25 protein-coding genes are annotated in these 23,546 nt (G+C 69.0%); 13 read left to right on the forward strand and 12 right to left on the reverse strand.

Going from position 1 to position 23,546, the window contains the following annotated elements; genetic code table 11:
• Positions 1-53 precede the first annotated feature (53 nt).
• On the forward strand, positions 54-620 hold the full coding sequence (locus ACFM35_RS00565) for a hypothetical protein (RefSeq protein WP_378837041.1): 567 nt from the start codon (positions 54-56) through the stop codon (positions 618-620).
• A 50-nt stretch (positions 621-670) separates the two neighbouring features.
• Positions 671-1,249: a hypothetical protein gene (locus tag ACFM35_RS00570; RefSeq protein ID WP_378837043.1), complete on the forward strand. Its 579-nt coding sequence runs from the start codon at positions 671-673 to the stop codon at positions 1,247-1,249.
• Positions 1,250-1,259: 10 nt separating this feature from the next.
• Here ACFM35_RS00570 and ACFM35_RS00575 read toward each other — a convergent pair whose 3' ends face one another.
• Complete coding sequence (locus ACFM35_RS00575; RefSeq protein WP_378837046.1) at positions 1,260-3,329, reverse strand: NAD(+) synthase; 2,070 nt, start codon at positions 3,327-3,329, stop codon at positions 1,260-1,262.
• Between the two features lie 103 nt (positions 3,330-3,432).
• On the opposite strand from ACFM35_RS00575, the gene ACFM35_RS00580 reads away from it, so the two are divergent.
• The 3 genes from ACFM35_RS00580 (at position 3,433) to ACFM35_RS00590 (ending at position 8,888) form a co-directional block, all read left to right on the forward strand.
• Positions 3,433-7,041: a TM0106 family RecB-like putative nuclease gene (locus ACFM35_RS00580; protein ID WP_378837048.1), complete on the forward strand. Its 3,609-nt coding sequence runs from the start codon at positions 3,433-3,435 to the stop codon at positions 7,039-7,041.
• Between the two features lie 65 nt (positions 7,042-7,106).
• Entirely contained in the window at positions 7,107-7,433 is a 327-nt protein-coding gene (locus ACFM35_RS00585) for a DUF3467 domain-containing protein (protein ID WP_378837051.1), read from the forward strand.
• A 207-nt stretch (positions 7,434-7,640) separates the two neighbouring features.
• Entirely contained in the window at positions 7,641-8,888 is a 1,248-nt protein-coding gene (locus ACFM35_RS00590; protein WP_378837054.1) for a type III PLP-dependent enzyme, read from the forward strand.
• Here ACFM35_RS00590 and upp read toward each other — a convergent pair.
• Positions 8,873-9,505 (reverse strand): uracil phosphoribosyltransferase, encoded by a 633-nt coding sequence (gene upp, locus ACFM35_RS00595; RefSeq protein ID WP_378837056.1) that lies wholly within the window; start codon positions 9,503-9,505, stop codon positions 8,873-8,875. The genes ACFM35_RS00590 and upp overlap by 16 nt on opposite strands.
• A 57-nt stretch (positions 9,506-9,562) precedes the next feature.
• Between upp and tadA the strand changes: the two genes are divergently transcribed.
• Positions 9,563-10,030, forward strand: a complete 468-nt coding sequence (gene tadA, locus ACFM35_RS00600) for a tRNA adenosine(34) deaminase TadA (protein ID WP_378837058.1) — start codon at positions 9,563-9,565, stop codon at positions 10,028-10,030.
• A 111-nt stretch (positions 10,031-10,141) separates the two neighbouring features.
• Here tadA and ACFM35_RS00605 read toward each other — a convergent pair whose 3' ends face one another.
• Genes ACFM35_RS00605 through ACFM35_RS00615 form a run of 3 tightly spaced genes read right to left on the reverse strand, consistent with a single transcriptional unit; the run spans position 10,142 to position 13,197 of the window.
• Positions 10,142-11,071, reverse strand: coding sequence for an LLM class F420-dependent oxidoreductase (locus ACFM35_RS00605; protein WP_378837060.1), 930 nt, complete (start codon positions 11,069-11,071; stop codon positions 10,142-10,144).
• A gap of 8 nt (positions 11,072-11,079) precedes the next feature.
• Complete coding sequence (locus ACFM35_RS00610) at positions 11,080-12,042, reverse strand: cation diffusion facilitator family transporter (protein ID WP_378837062.1); 963 nt, start codon at positions 12,040-12,042, stop codon at positions 11,080-11,082.
• 42 nt (positions 12,043-12,084) lie between these two features.
• Positions 12,085-13,197: an alpha/beta fold hydrolase gene (locus ACFM35_RS00615; RefSeq protein ID WP_378837064.1), complete on the reverse strand. Its 1,113-nt coding sequence runs from the start codon at positions 13,195-13,197 to the stop codon at positions 12,085-12,087.
• Positions 13,198-13,288: 91 nt separating this feature from the next.
• On the opposite strand from ACFM35_RS00615, the gene proC reads away from it, so the two are divergent.
• On the forward strand, positions 13,289-14,134 hold the full coding sequence (proC, locus tag ACFM35_RS00620; protein WP_378837067.1) for a pyrroline-5-carboxylate reductase: 846 nt from the start codon (positions 13,289-13,291) through the stop codon (positions 14,132-14,134).
• A gap of 22 nt (positions 14,135-14,156) precedes the next feature.
• Here proC and ACFM35_RS00625 read toward each other — a convergent pair whose 3' ends face one another.
• Complete coding sequence (locus tag ACFM35_RS00625) at positions 14,157-14,642, reverse strand: MarR family winged helix-turn-helix transcriptional regulator (RefSeq protein WP_378837069.1); 486 nt, start codon at positions 14,640-14,642, stop codon at positions 14,157-14,159.
• A 139-nt stretch (positions 14,643-14,781) separates the two neighbouring features.
• Between ACFM35_RS00625 and ACFM35_RS00630 the strand changes: the two genes are divergently transcribed.
• Complete coding sequence (locus tag ACFM35_RS00630; RefSeq protein ID WP_378837072.1) at positions 14,782-15,606, forward strand: bacteriorhodopsin; 825 nt, start codon at positions 14,782-14,784, stop codon at positions 15,604-15,606.
• A 9-nt stretch (positions 15,607-15,615) separates the two neighbouring features.
• On the opposite strand, the gene ACFM35_RS00635 is transcribed toward ACFM35_RS00630, so the two are convergent.
• Positions 15,616-16,287 carry a potassium channel family protein gene (locus ACFM35_RS00635; protein WP_378837074.1) on the reverse strand — a complete coding sequence of 224 codons (672 nt, stop codon included), beginning with the start codon at positions 16,285-16,287 and terminating at the stop codon, positions 15,616-15,618.
• Complete coding sequence (locus ACFM35_RS00640) at positions 16,280-17,722, reverse strand: TrkH family potassium uptake protein (protein ID WP_378837077.1); 1,443 nt, start codon at positions 17,720-17,722, stop codon at positions 16,280-16,282. The genes ACFM35_RS00635 and ACFM35_RS00640 overlap by 8 nt, the downstream gene beginning before the upstream one ends.
• 68 nt (positions 17,723-17,790) lie before the next feature.
• Here ACFM35_RS00640 and ACFM35_RS00645 point away from each other — a divergent pair, with 68 nt between their 5' ends.
• The 5 genes from ACFM35_RS00645 (at position 17,791) to ACFM35_RS00665 (ending at position 19,511) form a co-directional block, all read left to right on the forward strand.
• Positions 17,791-18,201 carry an ArsR/SmtB family transcription factor gene (locus tag ACFM35_RS00645; protein ID WP_378837079.1) on the forward strand — a complete coding sequence of 137 codons (411 nt, stop codon included), beginning with the start codon at positions 17,791-17,793 and terminating at the stop codon, positions 18,199-18,201.
• A 151-nt stretch (positions 18,202-18,352) separates the two neighbouring features.
• Positions 18,353-18,544, forward strand: a complete 192-nt coding sequence (locus ACFM35_RS00650) for a helix-turn-helix domain-containing protein (protein ID WP_378837082.1) — start codon at positions 18,353-18,355, stop codon at positions 18,542-18,544.
• A gap of 150 nt (positions 18,545-18,694) precedes the next feature.
• Complete coding sequence (locus tag ACFM35_RS00655) at positions 18,695-18,793, forward strand: 30S ribosomal protein bS22 (RefSeq protein ID WP_003792170.1); 99 nt, start codon at positions 18,695-18,697, stop codon at positions 18,791-18,793.
• Between the two features lie 108 nt (positions 18,794-18,901).
• A complete protein-coding gene (locus tag ACFM35_RS00660; RefSeq protein ID WP_378837084.1) occupies positions 18,902-19,195 on the forward strand; it encodes a rhodanese-like domain-containing protein in 294 nt (97 codons plus the stop codon).
• A gap of 46 nt (positions 19,196-19,241) precedes the next feature.
• The gene (locus ACFM35_RS00665; RefSeq protein ID WP_378837086.1) at positions 19,242-19,511 is read left to right on the forward strand and encodes a glutaredoxin family protein; all 270 of its coding nucleotides are present in this window, start codon (positions 19,242-19,244) and stop codon (positions 19,509-19,511) included.
• Here the strand turns inward: ACFM35_RS00665 and ACFM35_RS00670 are convergent.
• The 4 genes from ACFM35_RS00670 to ACFM35_RS00685 are packed head-to-tail and all read right to left on the reverse strand — an operon-like array spanning position 19,508 to position 23,436.
• Positions 19,508-20,614, reverse strand: coding sequence for an ABC transporter ATP-binding protein (locus ACFM35_RS00670; protein ID WP_378837089.1), 1,107 nt, complete (start codon positions 20,612-20,614; stop codon positions 19,508-19,510). The two genes, ACFM35_RS00665 and ACFM35_RS00670, sit on opposite strands and share 4 nt — an antisense overlap.
• Positions 20,611-21,414, reverse strand: a complete 804-nt coding sequence (locus tag ACFM35_RS00675) for an ABC transporter permease (protein WP_489672257.1) — start codon at positions 21,412-21,414, stop codon at positions 20,611-20,613. The genes ACFM35_RS00670 and ACFM35_RS00675 overlap by 4 nt, the downstream gene beginning before the upstream one ends.
• On the reverse strand, positions 21,402-22,310 hold the full coding sequence (locus ACFM35_RS00680; RefSeq protein ID WP_378838596.1) for an ABC transporter permease: 909 nt from the start codon (positions 22,308-22,310) through the stop codon (positions 21,402-21,404). Before ACFM35_RS00680 ends, ACFM35_RS00675 begins: the two co-directional genes overlap by 13 nt.
• Entirely contained in the window at positions 22,297-23,436 is a 1,140-nt protein-coding gene (locus tag ACFM35_RS00685; protein ID WP_378838599.1) for an ABC transporter substrate-binding protein, read from the reverse strand. Before ACFM35_RS00685 ends, ACFM35_RS00680 begins: the two co-directional genes overlap by 14 nt.
• Positions 23,437-23,546 lie beyond the last annotated feature (110 nt).

Here is a 23,546-nt window from a genome sequence, read left to right on the forward strand (position 1 = left end):
ATTCGATGCGCGCGTGTCACCCGCGGGAAACGGATCGCGTCGTAGCCTGAGCTATGGCGCACCTTTCTCAGACCGGAACAGTCGTGGCCGTCGTCGGACCGTCGTCGGGCGAGGCGCTCGCGGCCCTGGGCGCATTGCCCGGCGTGGAGGCCCTGTCCCTTCGCGACGCGGACCCGTCCGTCGCCGCCCGCCGTATCGCGGCCGCGGGGACGCCGTGGGTCGTGCACGACGCGGACCCGCTCGAACACGTCGCGGCGGCCTGGGTCGAACTGTACGAGGAACGCTCGACGCTCGGAACACTCGAACTCGAGGTCGAGACCGCGCTCGCACAGTTCGAGGCGGGCGACGCGATCATGCCGGACTACTACATCGTGCTCGACCCCGATCAGGCGGACTCGACATGGCGGCACTGGTGGTGCGGGGCGCTCGGACACCGCGCGCCGCGGCGTGTGCTGCCGTCCCATGCTCCGTCGAACCCCGGCGACCGGACATTGCGCGCCGTGCTGACGAGACTGCCGTCTTCTCGTCCCTGGCCGAGCCCGGCGAGCTGGCTCCCGGGCCTCCCGTTCGACATCCCCGATCGGATCGGTCTGCAGGACAGGCCGTTCCCCCGGTCGTGACGGTGCGAGAGGATGAGGTGCGGCGCGCGCCGCGGATCGCGGGGTAGGTCATGGAATCGGTACTGCTGGACGCACCGGAGGGCATCAGCGCACGTCTGGGGTGGGACCCGAAGCTGAGTGTGCACGATCGGCGGCGCTTCCTGGCGCGAGAGCTGGTCGCTGCCCAGCTCGGAGCCGAGTACAAGGACGTGCGGGTCGACCGGGAGGCTCCGCAGCACTTCGGATATCACACGCGGCTGCTGGCGACACGGGCCGACGTCGAGCTGCCCATCCTGATCAAGACGGCGAGCTTCCGCTCCGCGACGGTGGTGGCGATCTGCGATCCTGCGATTCCACTCGGTCTCGACATCCGCGACACGCACCCCGACGACGCTCTGCTCCACGACATGCAGCGCCACTCGCACCTGTTCGACGAGAACGATGTGCCGGCGCTCATCTCGCACTGGACCAAGGTGCAGGCGGTTCTGGAGGCCGACGGCCGCGGAGTGCGGGTGAAGCCCGAGTACGTGAAGCTCGACAACGCCCGCCACCGCGGATGGGTACGAGACCGCTCGGTGCAGTACACGCTCGCCGACCTGTCGCGCGACGCCTGGGTCATCACGCTCGCGTACGGGGCGATGCCCGTCTGATCCTCGCGGGTCAGCCCTTCGCCACGTCAGGCAGCGCGGCATCCAGTTCTGCGAGCCACGCGGCGGCATTGCCGTCGGACGGCGCGCGCCAGTCGCCCCGCGGCGACAACGACCCCGCCGCCGAGACCTTGGGACCGTTCGGGGTGGCGGAGCGCTTGAACTGCGCGAAAGCGAAGAAGCGCTGCAGGAAGATGCGGAGCCACTTCGCCACCGTCGGCAGATCGTAGGCGAAGCGGTCGTCGACCGGGAAGCCGGGCGGCCAGGCCCCTGCGTCCTCGTCGCGCCACGCGTGGAAGGCGAGGAAGGCGATCTTGGACGGCCGCAGCCCGTAGCGCAGCACGTGGAAGAGCGTGAAGTCGTGCAACGCGTACGGACCGATGCGATCCTCGGTCGACTGCATCCGGCCGTCCTGCCCCGCGGGCACGAGTTCGGGGCTGATCTCGGTGCCGAGTACCGACTGCAGCACGTCCTTCGCGCGGGCATCGAGATCGGTCGAGCTGCCTTCGTCGGCGATCACCCAGCGGATGAGGTGCTGGATGAGCGTCTTCGGAACCCCCGGGTTGACGGCGTAGTGGCTCATCTGGTCGCCCACGCCATACGTCGACCAGCCGAGCGCGAGCTCCGACAGGTCGGAGGTGCCGACCACGATGCCCCCGTGGTGGTTGGCGAGGCGGAACAGATAGTCGGTGCGCAGACCCGCCTGGACGTTCTCGAACGTCACGTCGTGCACGGGCCGACCGTCGGCGAACGGATGGCCCATGCGCGTCAGCATCTCGGTGGCCGCGGGTCGGATGTCGATCGTCTCGATCGAGGCGCCGAGCGACTCGGCGAGGGCGATGGCGTTCGCCTTGGTGTGCTCCGAGGTGGCGAATCCGGGCATCGTGTAGGCGAGGATGTCGCTCCGCGGCCGGTCCATGCGGTCCATGGCGCGGGCGATGACCAGCAGTGCATGAGTCGAATCCAGTCCGCCGCTCACGCCGATCACGGGCTTCGGGTCGCCGATCGCTCGCAGGCGCTGCTCGAGGCCCGACACCTGGATGCTGAACGCCTCGTAGCAGTCCTGGGCGAGGCGGGCCGGGTCGTCGGGGACGAACGGGAATCGGTCGAGCGTCCGTCGAAGGCCGATGTCACCCGAGGGCGGGTCGAGCTGGAAGTACACGGTGCGGAACTGCGGGTCGTACGTGCGGCGGTTGTCGTCGAACGTCCCCTGACGGAGCCGATCCTGCCGCAGGCGGTCGAGATCGACGTCGGCGACGCTCCGCCGCGGGCCATCGGGGAAGCGCTCCGTCTCGGCGAGCAGCATCCCGCCCTCGTAGATCATCGTCTGGCCGTCCCACGACACGTCGTTGGTCGACTCGCCGGCCCCCGCCGCCGCATACGCGTACGCCGCGAGGCATCGGAGCGACTGCGACTGGCAGAGGTCCTTGCGATCCTCTGCGCGGGCGATCGTGATCGGACTGCCGCTGAGATTGAGCAGCACCGTCGCGCCGGCCAGCGCAGCCCCGGCCGACGGGGGGATCGGCACCCAGACGTCCTCGCACACCTCGGCGTGCACGATCAGCCCGGGCACATCCAGCGCCTCGAACAGCAGATCGGGTCCGAACGGTGCCTCCAGCTCGCCCACCCTGATGTCCTGACCGGCCTGATCGTCCCCGGGTGCGTACCAGCGCCGCTCGTAGAACTCCCGGTAGGTCGGAACGTACGACTTCGGGACGACACCGAGCAGCTCGCCCCGGTGGATCACGACGGCGCAGTTGTAGAGGCGGTTGCGGTGCCGGAGCGGGGCGCCCACGACGAGCACGGGCAGGAGCGATTCGGATGCCTCGACGAGGCGCTCGACGGCCGCCACGGTGGCATCGAGGACGGCATCCTGCAGGACGAGATCGTCGATGGCGTATCCCGTGAGGCACAGCTCCGGGAACACGGCGACGGAGACGGCGTCGGCGTCGCACGCGCCGGCCGCCGCGAGCACGGCGTCGGCGTTGCGGACGGGATCGGCGATCGCGACGGGGATCGTGCAGGCGGCGACACGCGCGAAACCGTGCCGATAGGCGCTCTCGAAGGGGAGGCTGCTGATCACGTGTCCAGTCTGTCAGGCGACGCGTCGCGGCGCCGCGTGCCGGCGCATTCCTGCGCGGGTGCTGTCGGTGGCCGCGGGTAGTGTCGCTCGCGGAGGGCATCACATGCGTTACATCCCCGAGGCCGGTCGGGTGGTCTTCAGTGCGAGCGATCTGAAGGCGGCCGCCGAGTGCGAGTTCGCCTGGCTGCGTCTCCTCGACGCGCGGCTGGGGCGCACGGAGCGTGTGGACGAGCCCGACGACGCGATGCTGAAGCGCGCGATCTCGCTGGGGTTCCGTCACGAGGAACGCCGTCTCGCGGCGTACCGCGAGACATTCGGCGAGCGCGTGGTCGAGATCGCAGAGGTCTCCTCAGCCGACGCCCCCCAGGTCGCGGCGGCGGTCGCGGCCACCAACGCCGCCCTGGCGTCTCCCGAGGTCGAGGTCGTCTACCAGGCGGCGTTCGCCCACGACGACTTCATCGGGTTCGCCGACTTCCTGGTCCGCGACGGCGAGCGGCGGTGGATGGTGCAGGACACGAAGCTCGCCCGTCGGGCGAAGGTCACCGCGCTCATGCAGCTGGCCGCGTACGTCGACCAGCTGGACCGGCTCGACGTCCCGCGATCCGATCGGGTGGAGCTCATCCTCGGCGACGGGTCGATCAGCTCGCACGCGGTCGACGACCTGCTCCCCGTCTTCCACCTGCGGCGGCGACGCCTGCGCCGTCTGATCTCCGAGCGCGACGTCCCGGCCGCCGAGACCGGTGGCATCGTCGCGTGGGGCGACGAGCGCTACACGGCGTGCGGGCGCTGCGCCACGTGCGAGATCGAGGTCGAGCGCCACCGCGACCTCCTCCTGGTCGCCGGCATGCGTCCGACGCAGAGGCAGAAGCTCCGAGAAGCGGGGGTGCGGACCATCGAGGCGCTCGCCGGAGCGTATGAGCCGCCGGAGTCGCTGCGTGCCGACGCTTTCGAGAGGCTCCGCCTGCAGGCGCGGCTTCAGCTCGACAGCGCGGTCGATGCGGCTCCACTCTTCCAGGTCCTGACACCGGAAGCCCTCGCCGCGATCCCGACGCCGAGCGAAGGAGACCTGTTCTTCGATTTCGAGGGAGACCCGCTCTACACCGAACCCGATGACGGACGCGCGGGCCTGGACTACCTGTTCGGCTGGATCGACGTGCGGGAACGCTACGACTTCCTCTGGGCGGACGGTTTCGCCGAGGAACGCGATGCGCTGCTGCGGTTCCTCGGCTTCGTGGCCGAGCGTCGGCGGCAGCATCCGGACCTGCACATCTTCCATTACGCACCGTACGAGCCGACCCATCTGGCCGCGATGGCCGCGCGCTACGGGGTCGGCGAGGCCGATGTCGACACGCTGCTGCGCGACGGCGTCTTCGTCGACCTCTATCCGATCGTCACCCGGGCACTGCGGGTGGGGTCGCGTTCGTACTCGATCAAGAAGCTCGAACCGCTCTACATGGGCGACGACAACCGCGACGACATGGCCGTGGCCGCGGGCGGCGATTCGATCGAAGAGTATGTGCGGGCACGCGTGGCGCACGACGACGGTGACCTCGAGACCTTCGAGGAGATCCGCCGCGAGCTGCTCGACTACAACCGATACGACTGCGTCTCCACCCTTCGACTGCGCGACTTCCTGCGCGGCCTCGCCGCGGAACACGGCATCGCACCGACCTCCACCGACGACGAGCCGGGAGCCGAGGCCTACCGGGCCTCCCCGCTGGCCGAAGAACTGTCTGCGGCCGCACGCGTCATGGCCGAAGGCCGTGAGGCACAGCGCCGTGAGCTGCAGGAGGCCGCGACCCGCGCGGCCGGCCCGGTGGAGGCATCAGTCCTCGCGGCGCACATCGCGGCACTCGAGGAGCCGACCGGTGATGAGACGGCCGTCCGACTCGCCGGGGCGGCCATCGACTACCACCGGCGTGAGCGGAAGAGCTTCTGGGGGGCGCACTTCCTCCGACTGCGGGAGCCGGTGAGCGTATGGGAGAACGTCCGCGACGTCATCGTCGTCGACCCCGATCGGTCCGAGGTGCGACGAGCGTGGAGTCAGGAGGACCGCGAACGCACACCCCATCGCCACGTCGCGCTCCGCGGAGACGTCGCGCCCGGGACGAAGCTGTCGGCGTCAGGCGAGCCGTTCCTCATCTATGCCCTCCCCGCGCCGTTCGACGTGCCTGTCTCGCCACGGTGGATACACGTTGCGCGCGCCGCGAAGGTCGTCGACACCGTCGAGGACGGGGTCGTGGTCGACGAGACCCTCAAGGGCGGCGAGGAGTGGCTCGACCTGCCCATCGCCATCGCGCCGGGCAGCCCGCCTCCGCCGCGCGCGCAGGAGCCGGCCGTCGAGGAGTGGGCCACCGCGCTGCTCGAGGCGCTGCCGGACCTTCCGCGCGACCCCGCGACCGACATCCTGCGTCGAATCCCGCCGCGCACCCGCTCGGGCGAGCTCCCCGGGGTGCAGGGCGACGATTATCGGAGCGCCGTCGTGGCGGCCGTGCTCGACCTCGATGACAGCTACCTGGCCGTGCAGGGTCCCCCCGGTACCGGCAAGACCTACGTCGGCGCGCACGTCATCGCCGCGCTCGTGCGCGAGCACGGATTCCGCATCGGGGTGGTGGCGCAGTCGCACGCGGTCGTCGAGAACATCCTCGACAAGATCGTGACCGACGGCGGGCTGCCGCCCGAGCGGGTCCGGAAGAAGCCGCAGCGGCCCGACGAGGAGCACGCCTTCCTCGACTTCCCACCCGGAGGGATCGTCGCGTTCACGCACGGCGCCGAGGGCGGCTACGTCGTCGGCGGCACCGCGTGGACGTTCAGCGACCCGACCAGGGTGCCCCGGCGCAGTCTCGACCTGCTCGTGATCGACGAGGCCGGACAGTACTCGCTCGCGCCGACGATCGCCTCGTCGGTGTCCGCCCGCAACCTGCTCCTGCTCGGCGACCCGCAGCAGTTGCCGCAGGTGAGTCAGGGAATCCACCCCGAGCCGGTCGACACCTCGGCGCTCGGCTGGCTGCTCGGCGAGCATGCCGTCATCCCGGCCGACCGCGGCTACTTCCTGGCGCAGACCCGGCGCATGCATCCCGATGTCGCGCAGCCGGTGTCGGTGCTCTCCTACGAGGGCCAGCTGGCCGCGCACGAGGCGACCGAACTGCGGCACCTCGAGGGCGTCACCTCCGGGCTGCACCTCGAACCGGTGATCCCGCCCGAGCCGACGACGAGCAGCTCGCCCGCCGAGGCCGATCGGGTGGTGCGCATCGTGCGCGACCTGCTCCATCACGATCGCCGGGAGCCGGATGCCGCGGCCGACGGCCGCCCGTGGACCGACGTCGACCTCGACACGGGCGAGCTCCGAGAGCCCCGCGCCCTCGCCCCGCACGACATCATCGTGGTGACGCCGTACAACGCGCAGCTCGCCCTCATCGAGGACTCGTTGGCCGCTGTCGGGCTCGCCGACGTGCGCGTCGGCACCGTCGATCGCTTTCAGGGCCAGGAGGCGGCCGTCGCCATCCTCTCGCTCGCCGCGTCGTCCGCAGCCGGCGCCCCCCGCGGGCTCGAGTTCGTGCTGATGCGCAATCGGCTGAACGTCGCGATCTCACGGGCGAAGTACGCCGCGTACGTCGTCTACTCGCCCGATCTGCTCGAGGACCTGCCCTACACCCCCGAGGGCGTGGCCCGCTTGAGCGCGTTCGCGCGACTCGTCGGTGATGTCGAGTGAGCGGGCCACGAGCCTAGACTGGCGCCGTGGTGGCGACACCCGTCCGTACGGCAGAGGGGAATCATATGGCCGACGATCCGCAGCGCCAGTTCGAGATCGACCTTCCACCTGAGCTCATCGGGGGCGCATACGCCGACTTCGCGAACGTCTGGCACACACCGACCGTGTTCGTGATGGACTTCGTCACGCTGGCCCAGCCGCCCCGCGAGGAGGTCGATGCCGAGACGGGCGAGCACCGCACCGTCGTGCCGGCGCGTGTCGTCAGCCGCATCCGTATTCCGCCGGAGCAGGTGTTCGAGCTCGCGAAAGCCCTCACCCAGCAGCTCGAGTTCTGGGAGCAGGAGACGGGGCGACGCCAACCCGCGAACCCGCTCCTCGACACGGAGGACTGACGAACGTCCCATCGCTAACCCGGCGCCTCCGTCCCTGTCAACCCCGTCTGCGAAATTCTTCAACCGCCCTAACCTGAATCCAGTCGCGGCATCCGTTCGGCGAGGGACGGATGCCGCGACCATTTCGTCACCGGACGGGTCGCATCACGGCATCAGGGCCGGTATCAGCAGCTCCACTCCTCACTCTCCGCAGGGGAGGGGAGTGCCATGACCATCACGATCGCGCCAGAGGTGCTCCGGCCTTCTGCACGCACACCGATCGACCCGCTGACCGACGGCCGGGAGTCGTGCGCCCGCCTGCTCTCGACCGACGCCGCGCGTGCGGCGCTCTCTCGCGAGGGCACCCCCCTGATGCTGCTCGACCTCGCGCCGGTGCGGCGCTGCTACCGACGCCTTCGCGCAGCGCTGCCCCGTGTGCGCTTCCACTACGCGGTCAAGGCGCTGTCACACGACGCCGTCATCGCGGCGCTCGGCGACGAGGGATGCTCGTTCGACATCGCGACCGCGCAGGAACTGCACCAGGTCCTCCGCGCCGGGATCTCGCACACGCGGGTCATCCACACCCATCCGATCAAGAAGCCGAGCGAGATCGCCGAAGCGCTCCGCCGCGGGGTGCGCACGTTCGTGGTCGACAATGAGAGCGAGATCGACAAGTTCACGGGGGCGCCGCCCGATACGCGGCTGCTCATCCGGCTGGCCTATCGCAGTCCTTCCGCGAAGAGCGATCTGTCGGGCAAGTTCGGCGTCAGCGGGACCGAGGCTTCGGAACTTCTCGGGCACGCGCAACGCCGCGGCATCCGCATCGCAGGCTTCAGCTACCACGTGGGCAGCCAGCTGGACGATCCCGGCCGATTCGCGCGAGCGCTCACAGACACGCTCGATCTGATGGAGCGGCTGGAGAAGACGGCCGCTGCACGGTTCGACACCCTCGACATCGGCGGCGGCTTCCCCGTCGCCTACGACGAGCAGGTGCGTCCGCTCGAAGACTTCGCCGGGGTCCTCGCCCCGATCCTCGACGAGCGGGCGCGGCACCTGGACGTGATCGCGGAGCCCGGCCGGATCCTCGTCGCCGACGCGATGAGCCTCGTCACCAGCGTCGTCGGGATCGCCGACCGCGACGACGGCAGGTGGTACTACATCGACGACGGAGTGTACGGGTCGTACTCGAATATCGTCGCCGAAGACGTCCACCCGCTGGTGTTCGGGGTCGACGAGGTGCTCCAGGACGAGGAACCCGTCGCGCAGGCCGGGAACACCCGAAGACGCGTCACCCTCGGTGGTCCGACGTGCGACTCCGCCGACGTGATCGCCCGCGACGTGCCGCTCCCCGATCTGCGGGTCGGCGACCTGCTGGTCAGTCCGGCGATGGGCGCCTACACGTCGGTGACGGCGACGACATTCAACGGGCGTCCGGTCACTCCGATCGTGGTGATCGGTGGTCAGACCGTGCCGTAGAGGCGGTCGCCCGCGTCGCCGAGTCCGGGCACGATGTAGCCCTTCTCGTTCAATCGCTCATCGAGAGCCCCGAGGACCAGCGTGACGTCGCGACCCTCGACCTGCTTCTCGATGGCGGCCACGCCCTCCGGGGCCGCCAGGAGGCAGATGGCGGTCACGTCGCGCGCCCCGCGCCTGAAGAGGAACTCCATCGCCGCGCCGAGTGACCCGCCGGTCGCGAGCATCGGATCGAGAACGAAGCATTCGCGATCGCTGAGGTCTTCGGGCAGGCGCTCGGCATAGGTGGTCGGCTCGAGGGTCTCCTCGTTGCGAGCCATCCCCAGGAAGCCCACTTCGGCGCTCGGCAGCAGCTTGACCATTCCGTCGAGCATTCCGAGGCCGGCACGCAGGATGGGCACCACGAGCGGGCGTGGTTCGCCGATGCGCACACCCATCGTCGTGGTGACGGGTGTCTGGATCTCGATGGGCACGACCCGCACGTTGCGCGTGGCCTCGTAGGCGAGCAGAGTCACGAGTTCTTCCGTCAGCTGGCGGAAGACCGGCGACGGTGTGCTCTGATCACGCAGGACGGTGAGCTTGTGGGTGATCAGGGGGTGATCGGCGACGTGGACACGCATGTCAGTCAGGCTACTGCGTGCGGGGCCCGACGCAGGAGCGCCCGGTACCGTGAACGCATGAGTCTGCCCACGCCCGCGACGTACGACACATGGATGGCGAGGGCGCTCGAGCTCGCCGACGTCGCGGCGCTCGAGAACGAGGTGCCGGTCGGCGCCCTGGTGACGGATGCTGCGGGCGCGGTGGTCGGCGAAGGCCGGAACCTCCGCGCGCACACCCACGACCCGACCGCGCACGCCGAGATCGTCGCGATCCGTCAGGCTGCGGCATCCGTCGGGTCATGGAATCTCGACGGCTGCACCCTGGTGGTGACTCTCGAACCGTGCCTGATGTGCGCCGGCGCGCTGCTGCAGGCGCGCATCACGCGCCTCGTGTTCGGAGCGTGGGATGCGAAGGCCGGTGCGACCGGGTCGATGTACGACGTCGTCCGTGATCGCCGGCTGCCCTACCGCGCCGAGGTCGTCGGCGGCGTCCGCGCAGCGGAGTCGGAGGCCCTGCTGGGGTCCTTCTTCGAGACACGCCGCTGAGCGCGCGGCCGGTCCCTCGGCGAAGACCCGCGCACCTCGTGTCGGAGTCCGGGTTGAGCAGGTCGGTGCCGGCCGAAGCCTGCGCACCGTGGACATGAGCCGCTGGGCAGGTCAGCGGGGCAGGCCGGGCAGCACTTCCGCGCCGAGGTAGTCGACCTGTTCGGCGTCTCGCAGATCCATGAGCTGGAAGTAGATGCGGTCGGCACCGAGGGCGGCCAGACGCTGCACCTTGTCGGCGATCTCGTCCGGACCACCGCAGATGTTCGTCTCGCCGCGGAATTCGGCGAGATCGGAACCGACGGCCGCCGCCCGCCGGACGAGGTCGGCTTCGGAGCCTCCTGCCAGCGTGGGCAGCGCCACCGACAGCTTCAGGGTGTCGGGATCGCGACCGATGCGCTCGCAGGCCGCGCGCACCGTGGCGAACTTCTCGGCGATCACGGACTCGGGCTGGAATCCGATGTTGAACTCCGTCGCGAACCGGGCCGCGATCGCGGGAGTGCGTTTCGGGCCGCCCCCGCCGACGATGATCGGCACCTGCGCCTGCCGGGGCTTGGGCAGCGCGGGCGCGTCCGTGAGCACGTAATACTCACCGGCGAAGCTGTAGGTCTCTCCGACCGGCGTCGCCCACAGGCCCGTCACGACCTCCAGCTGCTCCTCGAAGATGTCGAAGCGCCGTTGCGGGAACGGGATCCCGTAGGCGCGGTGCTCCGCCTCGAACCACCCGGTGCCGAGCCCGAGCTCGACGCGCCCATTCGACATCGCGTCGACCTCGGCGACCTGGATCGCGAGGATGGCCGGAACGCGGTGGGTGGCGGAGGAGACCAGGGTGCCGAGCCGGATCCGCGAGGTCTCGCGGGCGAGCCCTGCCAGCGTCGTCCAGGCGTCGGTGGGACCGGGGAGCGGGTCGCCGGGACCCATGCGCATGTAGTGGTCGGAGCGGAAGAAGCCGTCGAAGCCGCCCCGCTCCGTCGCCTGCGCGAACGCGAGCTGGTCGGCGTAGCTGAAGCCCTGCTGGGGCTCGGTGAAGGTGCAATATTCCATGATGCCGCTCAGTCCGCGGAGGTGATGACGATGGCCTCGGTGGGCGGCGGGGGAGCGTCGCTGCGATAGAGATCGGGCTCGAGGTAGATCACGCGCGCGGCGGGAACCGCGGCACGGATGCGGGACTCGATCGTGTCGATGTCGGCGGCGACGGCGGCGAGCTGCTGATCGGAGGCGAAGCCGAGCTTCGCCGCGACGAGCATCTCATCGGGTCCGAGGTAGAGCGTCTTGATGTGGATGAGCTTCTGCACCTCCGGGCCGTCCTCGATCGCTGCGACGATCCGATCGTGGTCGGCGTCGGTGGCGCCTTCGCCGACGAGGAGGCTCTTCGTCTCGACGCCGAGGATGATCGCGACGAGGATCAGCAGGGTGCCGATGGCCAGGGTGCCGACAGCGTCCCAGACCGAGTCACCAGTGACGACCGTGAGCGTGATGCCGGCGAGGGCGAACACGAGACCCGTGAGTGCTGCGACGTCCTCGAGCAGCACGACGGGCAGTTCCGGCGCTTTGGCGCGACGGACGAAGGAGACCCACGACTGGCCCTTCTCCCGCGTGTGGTTGCTCTCCCGGACCGCGGTGCGCAGAGAGAAGCTCTCGAGGCCGATGGCGATGATCAGCACCGTGATCGGCACCCACACCATCTCCAGCTCGTGCGGGTGCGTGATCTTGTCGACGCCCTCGTAGATCGAGAACACGCCGCCGACCGAGAACAGGATGATCGCGACGACGAAGGCGTAGACATATCGCTCCCGTCCGTGACCGAACGGGTGCTCGCGATCGGCCTCCTTGGCGGCCTTGCGCCCACCCAGCAGCAGCAGCAGCTGGTTGCCCGAATCCGCGACCGAGTGGATCGCCTCGGCGAGCATCGATGCCGAGCCCGACACGATCCAGGCGAGGAATTTCGCCACCGCGATGCCGAGGTTCGCGAGGAACGCCGCGATGATCGCTTTCTTGCCGCCGGATGCACTCATGACGACGAGTTTACGGATGCCGCGGCATCCGCTCGGACCCCTTCAGTCCGCGGACCGCAGGATGATGGCCTCGGTCGGCGGAGCGGGGTCTGCCGGAGCCCCCACGTAGCCGATCACCTGGAGGAGAGCGTGGCGGAACGCGGCGGGGTCTTCGAGGTGGGGCGAGTGCCCCACGCCTTCGAGCGCGAGTTCCGTCACCTCGCCGCCGGCGGCGGCGTAGGCGCCCAGCACGTCGCGGGTCTGCGACACCATCTCCTGCGCGGGGGCGACGTCCGCACCGGGCCACCCGGGGATGATGCCGAGCTGCCCCAGGTGGTTCAGGTCGTAGAAGGACGCGTCCGAGACGATGGCGTCGGCGGTGCCGTGGATCCAGAGGATCGGCGGCTTGTCGGCGAGCTGCACGATGCCGGAGGTGTCGAAGTACTTCGGAGCCATCGTGTTCAGCACCCCGATCGTGCCGACGCCGAAACCCGGCCAGTTCTCACTCGGTGTCCCGTCGCCCGGGTAGTTCCCTTCGGCGGTGGAGGTGGTGAGCATCGACTGCACCCACGCGTCCTCGTGGTCGGTCGTGTAGGAGGCGGCCACGTACCCCGACCGGAAGACCGAGCGCGGCGATGTCTGCGCGTCGGCGGTCGTGTCCTTGGTGGTGAGACGATCGACGAAGTCGGGATTCGCCCCGCCGCCGCCGCACCCCGCGTCGTCGTCGGTGAGGCGGGTGCCGTCGCGACGTGTTCCTCCGAAGCCGTAGGGCGAGACCGGAGCCTGCAGGGTGAGGCTCAGTACCGGGTGGTCGAGCGCGTACTGCATGACCACGCCGCCGCCCATCGACCATCCGACGAGGTGCGCGGGGGGTACGTCCAGTGCCTGGAGCGCGGCGTGGATGTCGTCGCTGAAGTCCCGCACTCCCCGGGTCGCGTCGATGGGTGCGTGCTCCGACCCTCCGAAGCCGCGCAGATCGATCGCGATCACCCGCAGGTCGCTCGGGAGATCCTGCATGATCTCCTGCCAGAACAGCGCCGACGACACGTTCCCGTGCACGAGCACGACGGTGCGGTCGGCGGGTGTCGTGGGGTCGTCGCCCGCCCGCTCCAGAATCCCGACGGCGATCCGATCGGTGTCGATCACTCGCGAGGTGATGCCGTCGAAAAGTGCCATCGGTGGCCTCCAGTCAGTGCGGGTGGTTCGACTATACCGGCGCCTTCCACCCGGGCTCGGGGCTGCTCGGGGCCCGGCCTAGGATGGCCGCATGAGTGCAGCCGAAAGCCCCGCCCTTCCCCCGATCGCCATCCTCGGAGCGGGCTCGATGGGCGGCGCGATCCTGCACGGACTGCTCGGCTCCGGCCTTGCCGCCGGCGGCATCGTCGCGACCAACCGCACCCCGGCGAAGGCGGTTTCCCTCGCTCATCTCGCGGGTGTGACCTCGGTCGATCTGGCGTCGCATCCCGAGGGGAACAGGGAGGCCGCGGCATCCGCTCGCATCGTGCTCGTGGGCGTCAAACCCGCCATGGTGCCCGACCTGCTGCGCGAGATCGCGCCCGCGCTGCGCCCCGGCACGATCGTGGTCTCGCTCGCGGCGGGGGTGACGATCGAGACGTTCACCTCGATCCTCGGGCCGGATGTCGCCGTGCTCCGCTCGATGCCGAACACCCCCGCCATCGTCGGCGAGGCGGTGACGGGGCTGGCGCCCGCCCCCGGGGTCTCGACGGAGGATCGGCAGCTGGTGCGCCGCCTCTTCGAGACGTGCGGGGTGGTCGTGGAGGTGGGGGAGGACCAGATCGACGCGCTCTCGACCATCTCCGGCTCCGGGCCCGCCTACGTGTTCCTGCTCGTCGAGGAGCTGACGAAGGCCGCGGTCGGCAAGGGCTTCACCGATGCCGAGGCGCGCATCATGGCGGAGCAGACCTTCATCGGCGCGGCAGCCCTCCTCCAGGCCTCGGGTGAGGACCCCGCCGAGCTGCGCCGGCGTGTCACCAGCCCGAAGGGCACGACCGAGCGGGCGATCGCGGTTCTGCAGGATGCGCACCTCGACGTGGTGTTCGCCGAGGCCACGGACGCCGCGCTGGCGCGCGCACGCGAACTCGCCGCGGGCTGATCACGCTCGCGCGACGAGGACTCTAGAGCGCCGCGGCTCGCCGGGAGCCCGCGACCCGTGCCGTGTGCTCGGCGATCGTCGCCGCCACGGTGCCGAGGTGGGCGGTGAACTCCTCCACCTCGCCGGCCTCCAGGTGCGCCGTCGCCCCGGCCACCATCTCGTGGAACTCGCTGTGGATGCGCTCCATCGTGGCGTGGGCCTTGGGCGTCAGCTCGAGGTAGAGGCTGCGTCGGTCATCGGGGTGGTCGATGCGCTGCAGCATGTCGGTGTCCACGAGGCGACGCGAGATGAAGGTGACGGCCGCGGTGGTGACGTGCATGTGATCGGCCAGTTGCTTGGGTGTCACCCGCACGTGCTCGGCGATGTAGAACAGCGTGCGCAGCTCGCTCGCCGAGAGTCCCTCGTCCGCCGCGATCTGCTCCCGGTTGCGATCGAGCGCGCGCGAGAACCGTATCGCCGCCGCAGGAAATGCGTCGAGATGGTGCGATCGTCCCTCGTGCTGTGTCATGTGTCCCCTCGCCAGATTGCGATCTTAGCGCGTGCAATCGGAAAGACTCTGTGGCAGGGTGTAACTCAGTTACTAACTAAGTTAGTATCTGAAGTGAGACGGCGTCCAGCCCGCCCACCCGATGATGAAGGAGTCAGACGTGATACCCGACCTCTTGACCGCCGCACAATTCTCGACGGTCTACAACTCGCTCTCGCTGGTGATCGCCGCACAGCTCTTCACGGCCATCTTCCTGCTCGTGTCGCTGAAGCGGGTGCTCCCGCGTTACCGACCCGCCATCACGATCGCATTGATCGTGTGCGGGATCGCCGCCTACCACTATTTCCGCATCTTCGATTCGTTCAACGAGGCCTTCACGACGGAGGCCGTCGGGGGAGCGGGCGACTACACCGAGACCGCGGGTGCCGCGTTCAACGAGGGCTACCGCTACGTCGACTGGCTGCTCACCGTGCCGCTTCTCCTCGTAGAGCTGGTCGCGGTGCTCGCTCTGGCCCGCGCGATGCAGAACCGCCTGCTGCTGCAGCTCGTGCCCGCCGCCATCCTGATGATCGTCCTGGGCTACCCCGGCGAGGTCAGCGAAGACCTCGGAGTGCGGACCGTCTTCGGAATCCTGTCCACGATTCCGTTCCTGTTCATCCTGTACGTGCTGTTCGTGCAGCTGAGCAAGTCGCTCGCATCGCAGCCCGTCGAGGTGCGCGGGACGCTGAGTCGGCTGCGCTACCTTCTTCTGCTGAGCTGGGGCGTGTACCCGATCGCCTATCTGCTGCCGGCTCTGGACCTCGGCGCCGACGGCTGGGTGTGGAAGCAGGTGGGCTATTCGATCGCCGACATCGTGGCCAAGGCCGTCTACGCGATCATCATCTTCCAGGTCGCCAAGACGAAGTCGTGGCTCGAGGACCCCGAGTTCGCCGCTGTCGAGCGGCCGCACGCGGACGCGGTCCCGCAGAAGGCGGGCCGCCGGTAAAGATGCGTGTCAGCGATCGAGCGATGCGAATCTCTCGATGTCGCTATTCGTGCCCGACACGATGATCAGGTCGTGGTTGGTCACGACGGTGTTGGCCTCGGCGTAGCGGAAAGGCTTGCCGGGGCTCTTCACACCGACCACCGTGACGTTGTACTTCGTCCGCACGCCCGAGTCGTTCAGGCCCGTGCCCCGGATGAACTTCGGCGGATACATCTTGGCGAGCACGAAATCATCGTCGAAGCGGATGAAGTCCAGCATCCGTCCGCTGACGAGGTGGGCGACGCGTTCGCCGGCCTCGCGCTCGGGATAGATGACGTGGTTGGCGCCGACGCGCGCGAGGATCTTGCCGTGCGACTGCGACACGGCCTTCGCCCAGATCTGCGGCACCTTCAGGTCGACCAGGTTGGCGGTGATGAGGACGGATGCCTCGATGCTCGAGCCGACGGCCACGACGGCGACCTGGAAGTCCTGCGCGCCGATCTGCCGGAGGGCGTCGATGTTCTTCGCGTCCGCCTGCACGGCATGGGTCACGCGCTCCGACCACTTCTGGACGAGGTCGAGGTTGCCGTCGATCGCCAGGACGTCGCGGTCCAGCCGGTCGAGTTCGCCGGCGCACGCCGCACCGAAGCGCCCGAGGCCGATGACGAGGACGGGCGCGTCTCCGCGGATCTGCTCAACCAACGATCGGCCTTTCCACCGGCAGCGAGTAGAGCTGCGAACGGTTCGACGCGGCCACCGCCGCGGCGAGTGTCACTGTACCAACGCGTCCCATGAACATCGTCAGGGCCATGACGTAGATCGCAGGATCCGGCAGCTCCGCCGTCAGGCCGGTGGAGAGGCCGACCGTGGCGAATCCCGAGATGACGTCGAAGAGCACCATCTCGACGTGAGCGCCCGTGATCTGCGTGATCGTGATCGTCGAGATGGCGACGATCGTCGCACCCCATGCCACCACCGACAGCGCCACGCGCTGGACATCGCTCGGGATGCGGCGACCGAAGGCCTGCACGGAGGGGCGGCCCTTGGCCTCGGAGAACACCGCGAGGGCGAGCACGGCCAGCGTGGTGACCTTGATGCCTCCGGCCGTCGACGCCGAGCCTCCGCCGATGAACATCAGCATGGATCCGACGACGAGCGACGACCCGTAGAAGTCGCCCATGTCGACGACCGAGAAGCCGCCCGACCGCGTCATCGCCGAGACGAAGAAGGACTGGAAGACCGTGTCCCAGGCGTCCATGCTTCCGTACGTCCGCGGATTGCTGTGCTCGAGCAGGAGGAACATCGCGGCGCCCGCGAAGAACAGGATCACGGTCGTGATCAGCGTCAGCTTGGCGTGCAGCGACCAGCGGCGGACGTGCCAGCGGTGCCGTGCGAGCGTGTAGATGACGGGGAACCCGATCGACCCGAGGAACACCCCGGCCATGATGACCATCAGGAAGTAGTAGTCGTGCGCGAAGGGCGCGAGGCCTTCGGGATTCGGTGTGAAGCCGGTGTTCGTGAAGGACATCGCCGCGTAATACGGGGCCTCCCACAGCGCCGACAGCGGGTCGACGCCGCCGAGGAGCAGCGCCGGGTAGAGCAGCACCGCGAGTACCGCCTCGATGATGAGGGTCGACAGGGCGACGGTCGCGAGCAGGCTTCCGACTTCGCCGAGGCGCACCGTCTGCCCCTCGTTGACCGGGCCGCCGTGGGCGCGCATCGGGTTCGAGTCGCCGGCGGCGATGAGCTTCGCGCGCAGACCGAGCCGGCGCGAGATGACGAGTCCGAGGATCGAGGCGAGGGTCAGCACCCCCAGAGCTCCGACGTTGACGCCGATGTAGATGATCACCTGTCCGATGGGCGACCAGTGGCTGCCCATGTCGACCGTGGACAGTCCCGTGACGCAGATCGTGGAGACCGCGGTGAAGAGCGCGTCCGCGAAGGCGGTGCGCCGTCCGTCGGCGGCGGCGATCGGCAGCGAAAGCAGCGCCGTGAAGAGCATGATCAGGATGACGAAGACGCTCACGGCGAAGCGCGCGGGCGACGCGGTCGTGAGATCGCGGAGGCGATCGAAGAGCTCCGCCCATCGTCGGCGCACCGAGAGTCGCTCGCGGCGTGAGGCGGGGTCGCCCGTCATGCGGTCGCCCCCTTCGTCCGGAGACCCCTGTCATGGTACTCCGGGCCTCGCGCCACTAGCCTAAGCACATGGCGGACATCTTCGACGTGATCGCGGACGGCACGCGTCGCGACATCCTGCAATTGCTTCTGGATCGCTCGGATGCGAACGGCCGCGGAACGAGTGTGTCGCACATCGTGCAGGACCTGGGTGTGAGTCAGCCGACGGTGTCCAAGCACCTCAAGGTGCTGCGGGAGGCGGAGCTCGTCTCGGTGCGCGAAGAGGGCCAGCACCGCTACTACAGCCTCTTGCGCGCGCCGCTGGACGAGATCGACGACTGGCTCGTGCCGTTCCTGGTGGACGACGCCGACGTGCAGAGCGCGATGGCGACCTCCGCCCTCCCGGATGGCGCCGCGCACGCGGCCGACGTGGTCGGCCGGGCTGCGGCCTCAGCGAAGCACGCCGTGGCGAGCGCCTTCAAGAAGCTGCCCGGACGCTGAACGCCGGCGCGCGCCCGTCACACGCGTCACACTCCTCACAGGTCCCTCATGCCGCCCAGTGATCACACGGGTTTACACGCGTCCCGCGCGGGCCATAGAGTGTGTCGCACTGGGACATGCAACAGCACATCTGGATCGTATGGAGGGGACCATGCCCGAACTGCCGGACGTGAGATTCCTCACCGTCGCCGAGGTCGCTGACATCATGCGCGTCTCGAAGATGACCGTGTATCGCCTCGTGCACTCGGGCGAGCTGCCTGCCGTGCGCTTCGGGCGCAGCTACCGGGTGCCCGAAACCGCGGTCACGGCGGCGCTTCAGCGCCCCATCGCCGACGTCGGCTGAGCCGGTCGCCCGCGCAGACCGCCCGCGCGCAGTTCTCGGCGCGGCGGGTGGGATAGACTGATCCGAGGTGTTTTCCGTAAAACTCCGTTCCCGGATGTAGCGGACCAGGCCGGTCCGCTCGTCCAGACCCCAGACATAGTGAGGTTTTCCGTGGGTTCAGTCATCAAGAAGCGCCGCAAGCGTATGGCGAAGAAGAAGCATCGCAAGCTGCTTCGCAAGACTCGCCACCAGCGTCGCAACAAGAAGTAGAGACGTGGCGCCGCGATCGCGAGCGCTGCACTGCACCGAGCGCCTGTCCACCGGACGGGCGCTTCGTGTCTGTCCACCCATCCGGACCGAGTCATCGAGGAGCCACCCGTGAAGTCGATCACCGTGCAGCAGCTCAGTGAGCGCGAGGGTGTTCCCCTCATCGACGTGCGTGAACCGGACGAGTATGCGGCCGGCCACGTCCCCGGAGCCGTGAACCTCCCGATGTCCACCATCGGTGAGCACCTCGACGATCTCCCCGACGGCGCGTTCGATGTCATCTGCCAGGTCGGCGGTCGTTCCGGCCGCGTCGTGCAGGCGCTCGAAGCGCGCGGATACGACGTGACGAACGTCGACGGCGGAACCGGCGAGTGGATCCAGTCGGGGTACCCGCTCGAGAGCTGAGCGCCGCGGACGTCCTCGGGCTGCTCCGTGTCCTTAGGCTGGTCCGGTGACGACATTGACTCTCATCGGTAAGCCGGACTGTCATCTCTGCGACGTCGCGCACGACGTGGTCGACGCGGTGCTCGCTGACCTGCCGGACGACATCGCCGACGGCATCGACGTGCGGGAATCGTCGATCGCCGCGGATCCGGCGCTGTACGAGCTCTGGTGGGAGAAGATCCCCGTCGTTCTGATCGACGGCGGTCTGCACGCCCACTGGCGGGTGTCTCCCGCTCGACTGCGTGAGGCCCTGATCGCCGCGCAGCGGAGCGACTAGCTCCGGGGTCGGACGATGACCTCCCGCGGAAGGAGCGCGATCCGCACCCGCTCGTCGTACTCCACACGTTCGTCGGCGGGATGCTGCAGCCGGACCAGCGTGCCGTCGGGGGTGCGCACGAGCGTGCGGCGGAAGCTGCCCAGAAAAGTGCTCTCCTGCACGATGGCGTCCACGCCCGGCTCGGTCTCGGTCGCGAATCGCACGTTCTCGGGACGCACGAACACGTCCACCTCGCCGTCGCGCTGGGCATCCTGCAGCGGGAGACCGATGCCCCACACCGTGAGCGCGCCCCCGGAGACGACGCCCGGCACCACGCTGGAGACGCCGACGAACGCCGCGACATCCGCCGTCCGCGGACGAAGGTAGAGGTCTTCGGGTGTACCGATCTGCTGGATCGTGCCGGCGCTCATGACGGCGATGCGGTCCGAGACCGCCAGGGCCTCCTCCTGGTCGTGGGTGACGAACACCGTCGTGATCCCGAGGCGCAGCTGAATGCGGCGGATCTCGTCGCGGAGCTGAACGCGTACCTTTGCGTCGAGTGCCGAGAGCGGCTCGTCCAGGAGAAGCACCCGGGGCTCCGTGACCAGAGCCCGTGCCAGCGCCACGCGCTGCTGCTGCCCGCCAGACAGCTCGTGCGGGTACCGCTCGGCGAGATGAGCGAGTCCGACGAGGTCGAGCGCGTCGGCGGCGCGGGCGTTGGCCTTCACCCTGCCGACGCCGCGACGTCGCAGACCGAATGCCGTGTTGTCGGCGACGCGGAGGTGTGGGAAGAGCGAGTACGACTGGAAGACCATTCCGATGTCGCGCTTGTTGGTGGGGACGCGCGATACGTCCCGTCCGCCGAGGAGGACGGATCCGCTGGTGGCGACTTCCAGGCCGGCCAGGACGCGCAACGCCGTCGTCTTGCCGCAGCCCGAGGGGCCGAGCAGGGACACGAACTCGCCGGCAGCGACATCCAGATCCACGCCGTGGAGGACGCGCGTCGTGCCGTAGTCCTTGACGACGCCCTCGAACTGCACGCGGGTGCCTTCTCCGGCCTCCGCCAGGAGGGCGTTGTCGGTGGTCCGGGGCAGGGCGCGGGGAGGCAGATCGGCGGTGGTCATGAGGTCTTCCTTCCGGGGCGCGGCCGAACGGCCCGCCCGATGACGAGGAGCAGCGCCAGTGCGAAGGCGAGTGCCATGAGGGTGAACATCGCGGCGGCATAGGCGTCGATCTTGTTGACCACGACGAGCGCGGTCTGCAGCACCTGCCTGTTGAGCAGCGACGCGATGGTGAATTCGCCGAGCACGACCGCGACCGAGATGAGGGATGCCGCGAGCAGCCCCGGCCGCAGATTGGGAACGAGCACCCGCAGGAACACGGTGAGCCATCCCGCGCCGAGACTGCGGGCCGCCTCGGACAGCGTGCGGATGTCGACCGCGTCGATCGATGCCTGGATCGAACGGTATGCGAACGGAAGCACCGTGATGCCGTACGCGAATGCGAGCGTCCACGCGCCGGTGCCGAAGGTGCGCCCGATCTGCAGATAGATCGGGGCGAGCCCCACCACGAGCACGATCGCCGGGATCGAGATCGGGAGCAGCACGAGGAACTCGAACGGGCGGCGGAGCGCGGGGAAGCGCAGGGCGACGAACACCATCGTGGGGGCGAGCAGGAGCAGGACGATCGCGACCGTCACGATCGCGAGGACGAGCGAGTTGGACAGTCCCACCCAGATCGGGGCGAACACGGAGCGCTTCGCGGGGTCGAACAGGCTCGCCCAGTGCACGAGCGACACTCCGTCACCGTCGCGGAACGTGTAGAGCAGTGTCGAGACGAGCGGCAGGGCGAACAGGACGCCCACGACGACGCCGACGATCCATCGGACGGTACGCGACGGGGCCAGACCCTTCACGACTGCCACCGTGCGGCGCGACGCTGGATCAGCGAATACGCGAACATGACGACCGCCACCACGACGATCATCCCGAGCGCGAGCGACCCCGCCAGATTCTCGCGACCGAGGAGGGTCTCGCTGGTGAGCGCCGTGCGGATCTGGAGAGGGACGATCTGCGACCCCTGGCTGGCGAGAGCCGCAGCGGTCGCGTACGACGAGAAGGCGTTCGCGAAGAGCAGCAGGAGGCTCGCGAGGAACGATGGCGCCAGGACGGGGATGCCGACGTGACGCCAGAACCCTCCACGCGTGCCGCCGAGGGTGAGGTTCGCCTCCGCCCACTGGGGTTTGAGCGCGGACAGCGCCGGCATGAACGTGATCACCATGAGCGGCACCTGGAAGTAGATGTAGGGGAGGATCAGGCCGGGGAGCTCGTAGATCCACGGCCCGTCCGCGAAGATGTCGACGCCGAACACGTCCAGCAGCAGCCGGGTCACGAGGCCCTGGAGGCCGATCGTGGCGATGAAGGCGAACGCCAGCATGACGCCGCCGAACTGCGCGAGCACACCGGCCGCGGCATCGACGAATGTGCGCACCGCGCCGGTCTCGGGCAGACCCAGCATCGCGTAGCAGACGAGCGCGCCCACGACGGCGCCGACGACGGCGGTCAGGAGCGAAAGCCAGGTCGAGTTCCAGAACGTGGAAAGCAGCACGGGGTCCGCCAGGGCGGCGATGTTGTCGAGGGTGAACGCCCCGTTCGCGTCGAAGAGCCCTGATCCGATCGCGAGCACCGTCGGCAGAGCGAGGAACAGCAGGATGTACGCGGTGAAGGGAGCGAGCCCCAGCCATGCCCAGCTGGCGCGGGGGCGGGGGCGCGGTCCCGCGGAGGACCGACGACCTGACCGAGGGTCGTCACTGGACCGCAGCGGCCCAGTTCTGGCCGAGCAGGGTGCCGGCGGCGGTGCTCTGGGCCTCAGTCGGGACGACCGTCTCGGTCGGTGCTTCGGGCAGAGCCGCAGCGGCCGTCGCGTCGATCGTGCCGGCGTCGGTCATCGCCTGCATGCGCGCCGGACGAGCGCCGCCCTTGAGCCACAGGTTCTGCACGTCGTCGCTGTAGAGGAACTCCTGCCAGAGACGTGCCGCGGCCGGGTGCGGCGCGTTCTTGTTGATGGCCTGGTTGTAGTAGCCGGCGTACCCGGTGCCCGGCAGGACCTCGACCTTCCAGGCCGGGTTGTCGGCCGCGTGAGTGGTGTTCAGGTAGTCCCAGTCGAACACGACCGGAGTCTCACCGCTGGCGATGGTCGCGGTCGTGACGTCGACCTTGAGCATGTTGCCCGCTTTGCTCAGCTTCGAGAAGAAGTCGATGCCGGGCTGGAAGTCATCCAGCGTGCCGTCGCTCTGCACGGTCGCCAAGCCGACGGCCGCGAAGGCGGCGCCGGCCTGCGTGGGGTCGCCGTTGATCGCCACGGCGGCCTTGTACTCCGGGTCGAGCAGGTCGTCGAGCGTCTTCGGCGCGGCGAACTTCGACGAGTCGTAGCCGATCGACATGTATCCGCCGTAATCGCCGACGAACAGTCCGGTCGACTCCTTGAGGGCGTCGGGGATCTCGTCCCAGGTCTCCACCTTGTAGGGCGCGAACTCCGCGGTGTTCTGGAGTGCGACGGCGAGGCCGAGGTCGAACACGTCGGGGGCGGTGTCGAGGCCCTCGTTCGTCTTCGCTGCCTGGATCTCTTCGGCGCTGGACACATCGGGCGACTGCTCGTCGATCGTGATCTCGGGATAACGGCTCGCGAAGAGATCGAGGATCTCGCCGTAGTTGGCCCAGTCGCGGGGGAGCGCGATGACGTTCAGCTTGCCCTCCGCTTTCGCGGCGGCCTCGAGGTCGGCGAGGGAGCCGAAGTCCGTCAGAGCGGTCGCGGTCGCGGCGTCGACGCCCGAGTCCGTGGTCGATCCTGCGGAAGACGATGAGCATCCTGCCAGGACGAGCGAGGCGCTGACGAGGAGGGCGGTGCTGATGCCGCCCAATCGGAGAAGGCGTGCGGTGGGGGACATGGCGATGGTGGGTTCCTCTCGGGTGGGCACACCGATATCCGCGCGTGAGCGCATCGATCGGGGGTACGAGGAACCTATGCAGGCCAGGTGACGGGTCGACCAGTTCTGGC

The organism is Microbacterium songi (assembly GCF_042747925.1).
GTDB lineage: Bacteria > Actinomycetota > Actinomycetes > Actinomycetales > Microbacteriaceae > Microbacterium.

Excerpts from the sequence above, each read along its gene's own strand:
- ACFM35_RS00580 (WP_378837048.1), top strand. The coding sequence starts at position 3,433 with ATGCGTTACATCCCCGAGGCCGGTCGGGTGGTCTTCAGTGCGAGCGAT.
- tadA (WP_378837058.1), top strand. The coding sequence starts at position 9,563 with ATGAGTCTGCCCACGCCCGCGACGTACGACACATGGATGGCGAGGGCG.
- ACFM35_RS00615 (WP_378837064.1), bottom strand. The coding sequence starts at position 13,197 with ATGGCACTTTTCGACGGCATCACCTCGCGAGTGATCGACACCGATCGG.
- ACFM35_RS00685 (WP_378838599.1), bottom strand. The coding sequence starts at position 23,436 with ATGTCCCCCACCGCACGCCTTCTCCGATTGGGCGGCATCAGCACCGCC.
- ACFM35_RS00625 (WP_378837069.1), bottom strand. The coding sequence starts at position 14,642 with ATGACACAGCACGAGGGACGATCGCACCATCTCGACGCATTTCCTGCG.
- ACFM35_RS00670 (WP_378837089.1), bottom strand. The coding sequence starts at position 20,614 with ATGACCACCGCCGATCTGCCTCCCCGCGCCCTGCCCCGGACCACCGAC.
- ACFM35_RS00570 (WP_378837043.1), top strand. The coding sequence starts at position 671 with ATGGAATCGGTACTGCTGGACGCACCGGAGGGCATCAGCGCACGTCTG.
- ACFM35_RS00610 (WP_378837062.1), bottom strand. The coding sequence starts at position 12,042 with ATGAGTGCATCCGGCGGCAAGAAAGCGATCATCGCGGCGTTCCTCGCG.
- ACFM35_RS00640 (WP_378837077.1), bottom strand. The coding sequence starts at position 17,722 with ATGACGGGCGACCCCGCCTCACGCCGCGAGCGACTCTCGGTGCGCCGA.
- ACFM35_RS00565 (WP_378837041.1), top strand. The coding sequence starts at position 54 with ATGGCGCACCTTTCTCAGACCGGAACAGTCGTGGCCGTCGTCGGACCG.
- ACFM35_RS00585 (WP_378837051.1), top strand. The coding sequence starts at position 7,107 with ATGGCCGACGATCCGCAGCGCCAGTTCGAGATCGACCTTCCACCTGAG.
- upp (WP_378837056.1), bottom strand. The coding sequence starts at position 9,505 with ATGCGTGTCCACGTCGCCGATCACCCCCTGATCACCCACAAGCTCACC.
- ACFM35_RS00650 (WP_378837082.1), top strand. The coding sequence starts at position 18,353 with ATGCCCGAACTGCCGGACGTGAGATTCCTCACCGTCGCCGAGGTCGCT.
- proC (WP_378837067.1), top strand. The coding sequence starts at position 13,289 with ATGAGTGCAGCCGAAAGCCCCGCCCTTCCCCCGATCGCCATCCTCGGA.
- ACFM35_RS00645 (WP_378837079.1), top strand. The coding sequence starts at position 17,791 with ATGGCGGACATCTTCGACGTGATCGCGGACGGCACGCGTCGCGACATC.
- ACFM35_RS00605 (WP_378837060.1), bottom strand. The coding sequence starts at position 11,071 with ATGGAATATTGCACCTTCACCGAGCCCCAGCAGGGCTTCAGCTACGCC.
- ACFM35_RS00590 (WP_378837054.1), top strand. The coding sequence starts at position 7,641 with ATGACCATCACGATCGCGCCAGAGGTGCTCCGGCCTTCTGCACGCACA.